The 12,888-nt window shown below is 63.0% G+C and carries 11 protein-coding genes and 1 riboswitch; of the genes, 1 reads left to right on the forward strand and 10 read right to left on the reverse strand.

Features of this window, described 5'->3' with window-relative positions:
* Positions 1–4: 4 nt before the first annotated feature.
* The 9 genes from QEN71_RS28700 to QEN71_RS28740 all read right to left on the reverse strand — a co-directional run bounded on the left by QEN71_RS28700 (position 5) and on the right by QEN71_RS28740 (position 9,924).
* Positions 5–1,018: an ABC transporter permease subunit gene (locus QEN71_RS28700; protein WP_028367403.1), complete on the reverse strand. Its 1,014-nt coding sequence runs from the start codon at positions 1,016–1,018 to the stop codon at positions 5–7.
* A gap of 154 nt (positions 1,019–1,172) precedes the next feature.
* Positions 1,173–2,804, reverse strand: coding sequence for an ABC transporter substrate-binding protein (locus QEN71_RS28705; RefSeq protein WP_201648933.1), 1,632 nt, complete (start codon positions 2,802–2,804; stop codon positions 1,173–1,175).
* A 185-nt stretch (positions 2,805–2,989) separates the two neighbouring features.
* Positions 2,990–4,633: an ABC transporter substrate-binding protein gene (locus QEN71_RS28710; protein ID WP_201648932.1), complete on the reverse strand. Its 1,644-nt coding sequence runs from the start codon at positions 4,631–4,633 to the stop codon at positions 2,990–2,992.
* A 180-nt stretch (positions 4,634–4,813) separates the two neighbouring features.
* Complete coding sequence (gene metF / locus QEN71_RS28715; RefSeq protein ID WP_201648931.1) at positions 4,814–5,644, reverse strand: methylenetetrahydrofolate reductase [NAD(P)H]; 831 nt, start codon at positions 5,642–5,644, stop codon at positions 4,814–4,816.
* Positions 5,645–5,664: 20 nt separating this feature from the next.
* Complete coding sequence (locus QEN71_RS28720; RefSeq protein WP_201649006.1) at positions 5,665–6,018, reverse strand: phage holin family protein; 354 nt, start codon at positions 6,016–6,018, stop codon at positions 5,665–5,667.
* 150 nt (positions 6,019–6,168) lie between these two features.
* Positions 6,169–7,581 (reverse strand): adenosylhomocysteinase, encoded by a 1,413-nt coding sequence (gene ahcY / locus QEN71_RS28725; protein WP_201648930.1) that lies wholly within the window; start codon positions 7,579–7,581, stop codon positions 6,169–6,171.
* 32 nt (positions 7,582–7,613) lie between these two features.
* Positions 7,614–7,728: riboswitch (S-adenosyl-L-homocysteine riboswitch) on the reverse strand.
* 50 nt (positions 7,729–7,778) lie between these two features.
* On the reverse strand, positions 7,779–8,594 hold the full coding sequence (locus QEN71_RS28730; protein WP_201648929.1) for a glycosyltransferase family 2 protein: 816 nt from the start codon (positions 8,592–8,594) through the stop codon (positions 7,779–7,781).
* Between the two features lie 91 nt (positions 8,595–8,685).
* Positions 8,686–9,408, reverse strand: a complete 723-nt coding sequence (locus tag QEN71_RS28735; RefSeq protein ID WP_201648928.1) for an LrgB family protein — start codon at positions 9,406–9,408, stop codon at positions 8,686–8,688.
* A gap of 24 nt (positions 9,409–9,432) precedes the next feature.
* A complete protein-coding gene (locus QEN71_RS28740; protein WP_201648927.1) occupies positions 9,433–9,924 on the reverse strand; it encodes a CidA/LrgA family protein in 492 nt (163 codons plus the stop codon).
* A 124-nt stretch (positions 9,925–10,048) separates the two neighbouring features.
* Between QEN71_RS28740 and QEN71_RS28745 the strand changes: the two genes are divergently transcribed.
* On the forward strand, positions 10,049–11,008 hold the full coding sequence (locus QEN71_RS28745) for a LysR family transcriptional regulator (protein WP_201648926.1): 960 nt from the start codon (positions 10,049–10,051) through the stop codon (positions 11,006–11,008).
* Between the two features lie 62 nt (positions 11,009–11,070).
* Here the strand turns inward: QEN71_RS28745 and QEN71_RS28750 are convergent, their stop codons facing one another.
* The gene (locus QEN71_RS28750; RefSeq protein WP_201648925.1) at positions 11,071–12,843 is read right to left on the reverse strand and encodes an OmpA family protein; all 1,773 of its coding nucleotides are present in this window, start codon (positions 12,841–12,843) and stop codon (positions 11,071–11,073) included.
* Between the last annotated feature and the right edge of the window lie 45 nt (positions 12,844–12,888).

Here is a 12,888-nt window from a genome sequence, read left to right on the forward strand (position 1 = left end):
GTTTTTACCTCGTATGGCGAATGCGTGGATTCAGCACGCCGTACAACAGATCGACGACGAGGTTCACGACGATCACAAGAGTCGCGATCATCAGGATACCGCCCTGCACGACGGGATAGTCGCGCCGGCCGATCGCATCGATCAGCCATTTGCCGATGCCCGGCCACGAGAACAAGGTTTCCGTCAGCACGGCGCCCGCAAGCAGCGTGCCGACCTGCAGACCGATCACGGTGACGACGGGAATCAGCGCGTTACGCAGCGCATGCACGACGATCACGCGGCCCGGCGACAAACCCTTCGCGCGCGCGGTGCGGATGTAGTCTTCGCGCAGCACTTCGAGCATCGACGAACGCGTCATCCGCGCGACCACGGCGAGCGGAATCGTGCCGAGTACGATCGACGGCAGGATCAGGTGCGACAGCGCCGAGCGGAACGAGCCTTCGTCCGTGCCGGGCAGCAGCGAGTCGATCAGCAGGAAGCCGGTCACGTGCGGAATGTCGTATTCGACGGCAATGCGGCCCGAGACGGGCGTCCAGCCGAGCTTCGACGAGAAGAACATGATGAGGATCAAACCCCACCAGAAGATCGGCATCGAATAGCCGGTGAGGGCTGTTCCCATCACGCCGTGATCGACCACGGAGCCGCGCCGCAGCGCCGCGAACACGCCCGCCGGCAACCCGACGATCAATGCGAACAGCATCGCGCAGATCGACAGTTCGACGGTGGCGGGGAAACGGGCCAGGAATTCGTCCATCACGCTGGTATTGGTGATGATCGACGTGCCGAGGTTCCCCTGCAGCGCATGGCCGACGTAGTGGAGGTACTGGATGGGCAGCGGTTCGTCGAGCCCGAGCCGGTGCATCGCGGCTGCGTGCATGGCAGGGTCGACGCCGCGTTCGCCCATCATCACTTCGATGGGGTCGCCCGGAATCAGGTGAATGAGCGCGAACGCGAGGATCGTGATACCGATGAAAGTCGGTATGACCATCCCGATGCGGCGCAAAACGAATCGGAACATGGTTCGTCCCTATGGTCTTGGTGAGAAAAAACGCAACCGGCGACGAGGGCTCGTGACCCCGGTCGCCGGACCATTTCGACCAGTCTTCTAACCGAACGAAAAGCGTACTGCGTCTGGGACGCGGCGGGCAACGAAAGCCGCCGCATCGCGAGATTTACTTCATGCTCACGCCGTCGAAGCGCGCGTAGCCCAGCGGCTCGATACGCATATCGACGACCTTCTTGCTCACCGGCTGATACACCGTCGAGTGAGCAATCGGCGAGAACGGCAGTTGTTGCGCGAAGATCTGCTGAGCCTGCGTGTAAGCCTTCGTGCGATCAGCCTGAGCCGTGGTTTCGCGGCCCTTCTTCACCAGATCGTCGAACGGCTTGTAGCACCACTTCGAGAAGTTGTTGCCGTTCACCGCGTCGCAGCCGAGCAGCGTGCCGAGCCAGTTGTCGGGGTCGCCGTTGTCGCCCGTCCAGCCGATCAGCATCGTGTCGTCTTCGCCCGCGTGCGCGCGCTTGATGTACTCACCCCATTCGTACGTGACGATCTTCGCCTTCACGCCGATCTTGGCCCAGTCGGCCTGGATCATTTCCGCCATCAGGCGGCCGTTCGGGTTGTACGCGCGCTGCACGGGCATCGCCCACAGCGAGATCTCGAAACCGTTCGGGAAGCCGGCCTTCGCGAGCAGCGCCTTGGCCTTCTCCGGATCGTACGTCGGCATCTTCAGGTTCTTGTCGTACGACCATTGAGTCGGCGGCATCGGATTCGTCGCGGCCTGGCCTGCGCCTTGATAGACCGAGTCGATGATCGCCTTCTTGTTGATCGCCATGTCGAGTGCTTCACGCACTTCGAGCTTGTCGACCGGCTTGTGCTGGACGTTGTACGACAGATAGCCCAGGTTGAAGCCCGGCTGCGACGGCATGTCGATGTTCGAATCGGCCTTCAGCGGCGCGATGTCGGCGGGACGCGGGTAGCTCATCACCTGACATTCGTCGCGCTTGAGCTTCTGCACGCGCACGCCCGGATCCGGCGTGATCGAGAAGATCAGCTTCGAGATCTTGACCGTGTTCGGCTTCCAGTAATCCGGATTGCCGTCGAAACGGATCGTCGCGTCCTTCGTGTAGCTGCGGAAGATGAACGGGCCCGTGCCGACCGGCTTCTGGTTGATGTCGGCGGCCTTGCCGTCCTTCATCAGCGAATCCGCATATTCAGCCGACAGGATCGATGCGTATTCCATCGCCAGGTTCTGGATGAACGGCGCGTTGACTTCCTTCAGCGTGAACTTGACCGTGTACGGGTCGACCTTTTCGACCTTGTCGATCAGCTTGTCGAGGCCCATGTCCGTGAAGTACGGGAACTGCACCGGGTAGGCCTTGCGGAACGGCTGGTTCGTATCCAGCATGCGCTGGAACGTGAACACGACGTCATCCGCGTTGAATTCGCGAGTCGGCTTGAACCAGGACGTCGTGTGGAATTTGACGCCGTGGCGCAGATGGAACGTGTACGTCTTGCCGTCCGGCGAGACATCCCACTTCTCTGCGAGGCCCGGCTCGACCTTCGTGCCGCCGCGTTCGAATTCGACAAGGCGGTTATAAACCGTGAACGTATTGGCCGTGAAATCCACGCCCGTGGTGTACTGCGCCGGATCAAAGCCCGCCGGACTGCCTTCCGAGCAGTAAACGAGGGTTTTGTTCGGGATATCGGCGGCGTTTGCCAGTTGGGTCCCCGCCATCGATGCCGCTGCCGTCGCGACAAGCATCGTGAGCCGTGCCGCGCGCAACAGTTTGTTTTGCTTCATGTTTCCTCCAGGTTCAGCGCCGGCAAAAACCAGCGTAGCGCGATATTAGTGAGTTTTGCCAGGGGCCGCAATTGGAGGAAATTAACTTTGTTAAGTAGACGAACCCGCCGAAAACGGCGCTGCCGCGCAGTGCGCGGCAGCTGTCCAGAATTTCAGCGTATTTAGGATAAGAAGCGGCCAGTTGGCTACTTCAGGCCGACGTTCCAGAACTGGGTCGGGCCAAACGGATCGATCTTGAACCCGGTGATCGCCTTCGACAGCGGCTGGTATACCGTCGAATGTGCAATCGGAGTGAAAGGAACTTCCTGTTTGAAGATCTGCTGCGCCTCCGTGTAGTCCTTGGTGCGCACGGCCATGTCGGTCGTACTGCGGGCCTGCTTGATCAGATCGTCGAACGGCTTGTAGCACCATTTGGAAAAATTGCTGCCGTTGACGGCGTCGCAGCCGAGCAGCACGCCGAGCCAGTTGTCCGGGTCGCCATAATCGCCCGTCCATCCGATCAGCATCGCTTCGTGCTCGCCGCTGTGCGCACGGCGGATGTACTCGCCCCACTCGTAGGTAACGATCTTCGTCTTCACGCCGATCTTCGCCCAGTCCGCCTGCAGCATTTCGGCCATCAGGCGCGCGTTCGGGTTGTACGGGCGCGACACGGGCATCGCCCACAGCGTCAGGTCGAAGCCGTCCGGCAATCCTGCCTGCTTGAGCAGATCCTTCGCCTTGTCGACGTCATACGGCGCGTCTTTCAGGCTCTTGTCGTAGCCCCATTGCGTCGGCGGCATCGGATTGGTCGCCGCCTGGCCCGCGCCCTGATACACCGAATCGATGATCGCCTTCTTGTTGACGGCCATATCGAGCGCGCGTCGCACGAGCACGTTGTCGAGCGGCTTCTTGGTCGTGTTGTACGCGATAAAGCCCAGATTGAAGCCCACCTGATGCGGCAGCGCGAGCGACGTATCCGACTGGATCTGCGGAATGTCGGCGGGCTTCGGATAGCTCATCACCTGACATTCGTTGCGCTTCAGCTTTTGCAGACGCACGGACGGATCGACGGTGATCGCGAAGATCAGCTTGCTCATCTTCACGACGCCCGGCTTCCAGTAGTCCGGGTTGCCGTCGTAGCGGATCGTCGCGTCCTTCGTGTAGCTGCGGAAGATGAACGGCCCCGTGCCGACGGGAAACTGGTTGATGTCGGACGCCTTGCCCGCTTTCAGCAGCTGGTCGCCGTATTCCGCCGACAGGATCGACGCGAACGGCATCGCGATCTGCTGCAGGAACGGCGCGTCGACTTCCTTCAGCGTAAAGCGCACGGTGTACGGATCGAGCGCCTCGACCTTGCTGATGTTCTTCGCGAGCCCGAGATCGTTGAAGTACGGGAACGGCACGTTGTACGCCTTGCGGAATGGTTGCTCCGGATCGAGCATGCGCGTGTACGTGAACACGACGTCGTCGGCATTGAATTCGCGCGTCGGCTTGAAGTACGAGGTCGTGTGGAACTTCACGCCGTGGCGAAGGTGAAACGTGTATTGCAGGCCGTCGCTGGAGACGTCCCACTTTTCGGCGAGGCCCGGTTCGATGTCGGTGCTGCCGTGGCCGAACTCGACCAGCCGGTTATAGACGGTGTACGAGCCGGCGCTGAACTCGACGCTCGTCGTGTACTGCGCGGTATCGAAACCGGCGGGACTGCCTTCGGAGCAGAAGACGACCGTCTTGTCGGGCAGCGACGCCGCGGCGCTCAGATTGGGCGCGATGCACGCCGCGACGATCGCGACGGCGGACAGGACGGGCAAACAGGACTTGCGGACTGCAGACAGCGTCGATGACATTGGCATGTTGTTCTCCGCGAGGCAGCTGGGTCGAGTGCCTTTGGATCATAGTCAGCCAATATTCAGATTCAATATGGGTTTTCACCCCGGTTGCATGACAACGCAATGAATGCACGCCTGCGCGTACGCAATAAAAAAGCGGCGTACGCTTGCGCGCACGCCGCTTTCATTGCAGAAGCAGAAACGTCAGACGCCCAGCCGCTCGCAAATCGACTTCGATGCAGCCGCACCGTTGAGCGTGTAGAAATGCAGCCCCGGCACCTTGGCATCGACGAGACGGCGGCACAGGTCCGTCACCACGTCGAGACCGAACGCGCGGATCGACTCGCGGTCGTCGCCGAAACTCTCCAGCCGGCGCGCGACCCAGCGCGGCACTTCCGCGCCGCACATTTCGGAGAAACGCATCAGTTGCGAGAAGTTCGTGATGGGCATGATGCCCGGCACGATGGGCACATCCACACCCAGCTTGTGCGCATCGTCGACGAAGCGGAAATAGGCGTCCGCATTGAAGAAGTACTGCGTGATCGCCGAATTGGCGCCCGCCTTCACCTTGCGCGCGAAGTTCTCGAGATCATGCTTCGGCGAACGCGACTGCGGATGGTACTCGGGATACGCCGCGACTTCGATGCGGAACCAGTCGCCGAACTCGGCGCGGATGAAGCTCACCAGTTCTGACGCATAGCGCAGCTCGCCGACTTCGCCCATGCCCGACGGCAGATCGCCGCGCAGCGCGACGATATGACGGATGCCATGCGAACGGTACTCGTTGAGAATCGCTCGCAGGCTGTCCTTCGACGAGCCGATGCACGACAGGTGCGGCGCCGCTTCGAGGCCGTCTTTCGACAGATCGAGCACGGTATCCAGCGTGCCTTGCTGCGTCGAACCGCCGGCGCCGAACGTGACGGACACGAACTTGGGCTTGAGCGGCAGAAGCTGCGTGCGCGTCGCACGCAGCTTCTCGAGCCCTTCCTGCGTCTTCGGCGGGAAGAATTCGAATGAAAGTTCGATGGGGTTCATGATCCTCTGTTGGTAACCCGTCAGCCGAAGCTGCGGTTACCGAAGATGAGCGCGGACAGCAGCCACGAAACGATGCTGTACAGGATCGAGCCGAAGAACGCCGACCAGAAACCCGACACTTCGAAGCCCTTCAGCAGCGACGCACACAGCCAGAAGCACAGCGCGTTCACCACGAGTATGAAGAGCCCGAGCGTGAGAATCGTGACGGGCAACGTCAGCAGGATCAGCACCGGCCGCAGGACGGCATTGATGAGCCCGAGCACGAGCGCGACGATCAGCGCAGTGCCGAAACTGCGGATGTGAATCGACGGCACGATGTAGGTGATGATCAACAGCGCGAGCGCGTTGACCAGCCAGGTCAGCAATACGGTCATGAACAGCTCCTGATCGCCTGTGGGCGTGTAGTCCGGGTTGAACTCGAAGGGCACGCGTGAAGCACCGGCCGATGCAGTGCGTCGCATCGGCCGTGTGCTTCATCCTTCATGCCGACTTGTTTCGGCTTGTTGATCGACTTATCGATCGACTTAGTAACGGTAGTGGTTCGGTTTGAACGGACCGTTCTTGTCGACGCCGATGTAGCCAGCCTGTTCCGTCGTCAGCTCCGTCAGGTTCGCGCCGATGCGCGCGAGGTGCAGACGCGCGACCTTCTCGTCGAGTTGCTTCGGCAGCACGTAGACCTTGTTCTCGTACTTGCTGCCTTCGACGAACAGTTCGATCTGCGCGAGCGTCTGGTTCGTGAACGAGTTCGACATCACGAACGACGGGTGGCCCGTCGCGCAGCCGAGGTTCACGAGGCGACCTTCAGCCAGCAGGATCACGCGCTTGCCGTCCGGGAAAATGATGTGGTCGACTTGCGGCTTGATGTTTTCCCACGTGTACTGGCGCGTCGACGCAACGTCGATTTCCGAGTCGAAGTGGCCGATGTTGCAGACGATCGCGTTGTGGCGCATCGCCTTCAGGTGATCGTGGTTCAGCACGTGGTAGTTGCCCGTTGCCGTCACGAAGATGTCGGCCTTGTCGGCGGCGTATTCCATCGTCACGACGCGGTAGCCTTCCATCGCGGCTTGCAGCGCGCAGATCGGATCGATTTCCGTGACCCACACGGTTGCGCCCAGACCGCGCAGCGATTGCGCGCAGCCCTTGCCCACGTCGCCGTATCCTGCGACGACCGCGATCTTGCCGGCGATCATCACGTCGGTTGCACGCTTGATGCCGTCGACGAGCGACTCGCGGCAGCCGTACAGGTTGTCGAACTTCGATTTCGTGACCGAGTCGTTGACGTTGATCGCGGGGAACGGCAGACGGCCTTCCTTCTCCATCTGATACAGGCGATGCACGCCCGTCGTCGTTTCTTCCGTCACGCCCTTGATGTGCGCGAGGCGCTTCGAGTACCACGTCGGATCGATGTCGAGATGCTTTCCGATCGACTTGTACAGCGCAACTTCTTCCTCGTTGGTCGGCTTCGAGATGACCGAGCGATCCTTCTCGGCCTTCGAGCCGAGGATCAGCAGCAGCGTTGCGTCGCCGCCGTCGTCGAGGATCATGTTCGCGAATTCGCCGTTCGGCCATTCGAAAATGCGGTGCGAGAACTCCCAGTATTCGTCGAGCGATTCGCCCTTGAATGCGAACACGGGCACGCCACCCTTCGCGATCGCGGCAGCGGCGTGGTCCTGCGTCGAGAAGATGTTGCACGATGCCCAACGGACGTCGGCGCCGAGCGCCGTCAGCGTCTCGATCAGCACGCCCGTTTGAATCGTCATGTGCAGCGAGCCAGCGATGCGTGCGCCCTTCAGCGGCTGCTGGGCCTTGTACTCTTCGCGCGTTTGCATGAGACCGGGCATTTCGGTCTCGGCGATGGTGAGTTCCTTGCGGCCCCAGTCGGCCAGCGACATGTCGGCAACAATGTAGTCTTGGGAATCGATAACTGCGGCGTTCATCACGCCCTCCTTTCTAAAAAAGACCTAGAAATGTGACGTGAGCGCCGTTCGATGCGGTTGGTTTGTAGGCGCGGCGCGCGTTCATTCCTTCCGATTGAAAGCCTTCGAGCCTGGCGGGCCGAACCCGTCGCAACGCTCCTCGAAGACGAACGGCGATTGTAGCAAAACGGGATGACGAGCGGGTACGGCGATTCAGCCTATGCCGATTGATTCGGCGAGGTTTGCGCGGGTTGTGCGGCTTGCGCGGTCAGATGCGGCGCGAGGTCGGCGTCGCGCAATTCGGTGATCGCTTCGTACGCGTGGCGCACGAAGCGCCACGACGCTTCACGCGTCGCGTCGACGAGTTCGTCGGGTGCGGCGAGCATGCCCATCGAAATGCGGAAATACCGCTCCGCGTGGATATTCGGGTGATAGTGCATGCGCACGCGCTTGCAGTCGTCGAGCCGCGGATTGCCGAAGATGTTCAGCAGCGCGAGCGAAAACGCGCCGTCTTCGCCGCCGTGGCGGCGGAACACGTCATCGAGCGGAAAACCGCCGAACGCCGCGTACAGCGAACGCCGGATCACGAGACTGCTCGGCACCGTGTTGCTGAGCGTCGCCGCGTGCTCGGCGAATTGAGGATGCCCGGTGATCTCGGCGGGAAAGCCGCAATACTCGACGTCGAAACGGATCGACGGCTGACGCGGATGATCGTGCAGGAATTGGGCGGCAGCAGCGAGCGCGCCGGGCAGATACTCGTCGTCGGCGTCGATAAAGGCGAGCAGCGGATGTCGCGCATGCATCGCGCCCCAGTTCCGCGCGCGCGCCGCGCCGCCGTTTTGCGGCATGCCCAGCAGTTCGATGTGCGGATAGCGCTGAGCGAATTGCGCGGCGATGTCGCGTGAAGCGTCCTGCGAACCGTCGTCGATTACGACGATCTGCGCCGCTTCCGGTTGCGCGACGCAGCTCTCGAGCGTGCGGGCGAGCGTGCCTTCGGCGTTGTAGCAGGGAATGATGATGGAGATGGGATGCATCGCCTGATCCGGTCTCGGAGTGAATGACGCCGGCGATCATAAAGCGCGCGCGCCGCCACTCATCCCAAAATAGGCTCAGTCCGGCTGCAGGTCAAAGCGGCAGCATCCCGAACAGCGGCGCGAGCAGCACCATCACGACGCCCGCGATCATCATCGTCAGGCTCGCGACGACGCCCTCTTCGCTGCCGAGTTCACGCGCCTTAGCCGTGCCGACGCCGTGCGCCGCCGCGCCGAACAGCGCGCCACGCGCGAGCCGCGTGCGCAGCGGCACGAGCGCCAGCACGATCTCGCCGAACAGCATGCCGCAGACGCCCGTCGCGATCACGAACAGCGCGGTCAGATCTTTCGGCGCGTGAATCTTGTCGGACACGGCGAGCGCGAACGGCGTCGATACCGAGCGCGTCATCAGGCTGCGCTGCAATTCCGGCGACAGATGCAGCAGCTTCGACAGCGCCAGCGATCCGCCCACGGCGACCACGATGCCGACCGTCACGCCGACGGTGAGCGAAATCCAGTGGCGCTTCAGCAGTTCGCGGTATTCGTAGATGGGCACAGCGAACGCGACGGTCGCCGGGCCGAGCAGCCACATCAGCCAGCGCGTGTCCTGAAAGTAGACGGCATAAGGAATCCGCGCGACGACGACGATCGCGGCCAGCACCGCGGGCACAGCGAGCAGCGGCGTGAGCCAGGGCGACCGGAAGCGCGCGTACAACGCCTTCGACGCGAAATAGAGCGCCACCGTCAGCACGAAGCAGCCCGCGGCGATGAGCCGGGAAGCGTCGTCGACGAAAAGGGACGAGTAGAAGGCGCTCATGAACGAAACGATCCGGAACGTGGATTAGAGGAAGTTGCGACCGGCAGCACGGCGTTCGACGGGCGCGCGCTGAACCATCACGCGACGCAGCGCGAGACGGCGTTCGAGCCGTGCGGCCTGTTCGACGGCAAACGCGACGGCCACCATCACCATCAGCGTGCCCGCGATCACGACGAGTGCGAGGCGCCATCCGTCTTCGCGGAACAGGCCGCCGTACTGGACGGCCGCGACGGCGGCGGGAATGAAGAACAGCAGCATGTCCGACAGCAGCCAGTCGGCGCCCGCCTTCACCCAGCGCGGCGCGACGCCGCCGCAGAACAGCAGCGCCAGCAGCGCGACGAGACCCACGACGCCGCCCGGCACAGGCAGACCGAAACGGCGCACGATGTAATCGGCGGCGAACCAGACTCCGGCGATGGCCGCGCTCTGCACGGCAATCCGGCCGATCTTCGCGACGGGCGACGTCGCATCGAGGCGGATGGAAGCGGCGAGACGGGCGATCAGCGGCGAGATCATGGCAAACCCTAGGTGACTTTTGGATGAGATTCAGTATAGGGTGCGGTGCAGCATAAATATAATGACTTAGAATTATCCGCTTCATTCCAAATTGGAATTGAGGCTAACGAAGAGGGCTACGAACATGGAACTGCGCGCGCTTCGCTATTTTGTCGAGGTCGTACGGCAGCAGAGCTTCACCGTCGCGGCCGAGCAGATGTTCGTCACGCAGCCGACCATCAGCAAGATGGTGAAGGCGCTGGAAGACGAGATCGGCTCGCCGCTGCTGCTGCGCGACGGCCGGCAGATGGTGCTGACGGACGCCGGCCGGATCGTCTATCAGCGCGGCCAGGATGTGATCGCCGCCTACGCGCAATTGCAGGCCGAACTGAACGATCTCGACAAGCTCGGGCGCGGCGAGCTGACCATCGGCATTCCGCCGATGGGCGGGTCGCTCTTCACGCCCGCGATCGCCGCATTCCGGCAGCGTTATCCGAAGGTCGAGCTGAAGCTGTTCGAGCAGGGTTCGAAGGCAATCGAGGCCGCGCTGATTTCGGGCGAACTGGAACTCGGCGGCGTGCTTCAGCCTGTCGACGACATGATCGACGTGCTGCCGATGACCCGTCAGGTGCTGTGGCTCGTCGCGCGTCACGGCTCGCGCTGGGATGCGCTGCAGGAAGTGCCGCTCGCCGATCTCGCGCAGGAACCGTTCGTGTTCTACGGCGAAAGCCTCGCGCTGAACGACGTCGTGCTGACGGCGTGCCGCACGGCGGGCTTCGCGCCGACCATCGTCGGACGCAGCGGGCATTGGGACTTCATGGCGGCGCTGGTGCTGGCGGGCGTCGGCATTGCGCTGTTGCCCGCGCCGTATTGCCGGCGGCTCGATGCCGCGCAGTTCACCTGCCGGCCCGTCGTCGCGCCGGAGATTCCGTGGGAAATGGCGATCGGCTGGCGGCGCAACGGCTATCTGTCGCATGCGGCGCGCGCGTGGCTCGAAGTCGCGCGCGAAACGCTGCCGGGCCTCACAACCGACAACTTCACGCACCCGCCTACCTTCGATCTCCCCGCCGCGCAACCGGATCGCGCGAAACCGCAGCCGAAATGAAAAATGCCGCCCGGTTTGCACCGGGCGGCATCGGGTTCCGACTTCGTTCGACCTCTTGCGTGTTACTGCGGCTGCGCCTGCGCGTCAGTGAATTCGATCCGCCGATTCGCGAAACGCCCGCTTTCCGTCGCGTTGCTCGCCACGGGGCGCACATTGCCGTAGCCGTGCGCGACGAGCGCGTCGGCGGGCACGCCGGCTTTCACGAGGAACGCGCGCACGGCTTCGGCGCGCTCCTTCGACAACTCCAGATTCGCCGATTCGCCGCCGACGTTATCCGAGTAGCCCGCCACTTCGAGCTTCGGCGCGTGGCCGCTCTTCGCGCACGATTGCAGCAATTGCGCGGACTGGTTCAGATCGTCGAATGCCGACTGCGGCACGCGCGCGTCGCGCGACGCGAAATTGACGACCTGCAGGTTCAGCGTCCTGACGAGATCCGCCGACGCGCACGATGCGCCCGGCGCGAGCAGCGACTTCGCCGCGTTCCTGAACGACTGCGCGGCGTTCGCGACGGCTTGCGCCGGATTAAACGCGCTCACCTGATACGACGCGCCGAACAGCGATTTCAGACGGTCGAGCCAGCCGGATTTTGCATCGGCGGCCGCACCGCTCAGTTCGACCTGCGTGCCGTCGATTTTCATCTCCGCGCCCGGCGTCGCCAGCAGCGGCAGCAGCGCGTCGAGATGCGCGAGCCAGTCAGCAGCCTTACGGCTGTCGTCGAGCGTGATGTCGGCGTTGAAGTTGCCCGCACCGAATTTCTTCGTCAGCGCGTTCAGCAGTTGCGACTTTTCGGCGACGTTCTGAACGGTTGCGGTAATCGTCGGCTTGCCGTTTTTATCGACGGAGACGATCAGTTGCGAGTCCTTCGCGGCGGCGGGCGCCGCGTCCGTCTGCACCGGGCCCGAAGTGCTCGCGGAATCGTCGTGCGCGGGCTGCGGAACCGGCTGGGTATCGGCTTGCGCGGCCGACGCGTCCGCTGCGACAGGCTCGGCTGCGACCACGTTGCGGCTGAGGAAACCGGTCGCCGCCGGACAGTACGACAACGCAATCCACGTCAGCATCGCGGCCAACGCGCCGATCAGCGCAGACAACGCCGTCACGCCGAGCCAATGCTTCGCCTTCAGACCGACATGGCGCACCTCGCGCACTTCGCGGGCGGGCTGCACGGCGGCTGACGCATTCGTGGACAGCGTCGGCTCGGCGGGACCGCGCACGGGTGCAGGCGCTGCAACCGGTTGATCGAAATGCGACGACACCGCGCGCACCTGCGAACCGACCGTCTGCGCGAAAGCTGCCGCGCCGCCCAGACCAAGCACCATCGTCAGACCGTCGTTCAGGAACGGCGCGATGTGCGGCAACTGCTGGCCGAGCAGCGTCGGCAGCTGGCCGATATTGCCCTGATGATCGAGAACGTGGCGCTTGAGCACGCCCATCATCACGCCGCCAGCGATGCCCGAAATGGCGTGCGTCGCGTGCGCGGGCACGCCCGTCTGCATCGACACGGTGTCGCTCAATCCGTCGATGCGCCGCTCGAACAGATGTTCGAGCAGCTGACGACCCGTCGACGACAACTGCGTCACGCCCGTCGTGCTCGAGAAAATTCGCGGCAGCTGTTCGGCGATATCCGCGCTGACTTCCTGCCCGAGTACGGTCGCGAACAGCGCACGCGCGCCGTCGAGCGTCGCGCATTTGTGCAACAGGCCGGCGACGAGCGCCGGCGCGGTGACATCCATCACTTTCGCCGTCGCTTCCGGCGGCAACCCGAGGCAATTCGACAACTGTCGAACCACCGCGTCCGGCAATGCAGACCGGACCAACTGAATCACATTGACACTCATCGATTCGTTTCCCTGAATTTCGAACGCGCGCCCGTGCGCCCTTCG

Origin of the sequence: Paraburkholderia sabiae, assembly GCF_030412785.1 — a bacterium.
In the GTDB taxonomy this organism is placed as follows: domain Bacteria; phylum Pseudomonadota; class Gammaproteobacteria; order Burkholderiales; family Burkholderiaceae; genus Paraburkholderia; species Paraburkholderia sabiae.

Excerpts from the sequence above, each read along its gene's own strand:
- QEN71_RS28700 (WP_028367403.1), bottom strand. The coding sequence starts at position 1,018 with ATGTTCCGATTCGTTTTGCGCCGCATCGGGATGGTCATACCGACTTTC.
- QEN71_RS28705 (WP_201648933.1), bottom strand. The coding sequence starts at position 2,804 with ATGAAGCAAAACAAACTGTTGCGCGCGGCACGGCTCACGATGCTTGTC.
- QEN71_RS28710 (WP_201648932.1), bottom strand. The coding sequence starts at position 4,633 with ATGCCAATGTCATCGACGCTGTCTGCAGTCCGCAAGTCCTGTTTGCCC.
- metF (WP_201648931.1), bottom strand. The coding sequence starts at position 5,644 with ATGAACCCCATCGAACTTTCATTCGAATTCTTCCCGCCGAAGACGCAG.
- QEN71_RS28720 (WP_201649006.1), bottom strand. The coding sequence starts at position 6,018 with ATGACCGTATTGCTGACCTGGCTGGTCAACGCGCTCGCGCTGTTGATC.
- ahcY (WP_201648930.1), bottom strand. The coding sequence starts at position 7,581 with ATGAACGCCGCAGTTATCGATTCCCAAGACTACATTGTTGCCGACATG.
- QEN71_RS28730 (WP_201648929.1), bottom strand. The coding sequence starts at position 8,594 with ATGCATCCCATCTCCATCATCATTCCCTGCTACAACGCCGAAGGCACG.
- QEN71_RS28735 (WP_201648928.1), bottom strand. The coding sequence starts at position 9,408 with ATGAGCGCCTTCTACTCGTCCCTTTTCGTCGACGACGCTTCCCGGCTC.
- QEN71_RS28740 (WP_201648927.1), bottom strand. The coding sequence starts at position 9,924 with ATGATCTCGCCGCTGATCGCCCGTCTCGCCGCTTCCATCCGCCTCGAT.
- QEN71_RS28745 (WP_201648926.1), top strand. The coding sequence starts at position 10,049 with ATGGAACTGCGCGCGCTTCGCTATTTTGTCGAGGTCGTACGGCAGCAG.
- QEN71_RS28750 (WP_201648925.1), bottom strand. The coding sequence starts at position 12,843 with ATGAGTGTCAATGTGATTCAGTTGGTCCGGTCTGCATTGCCGGACGCG.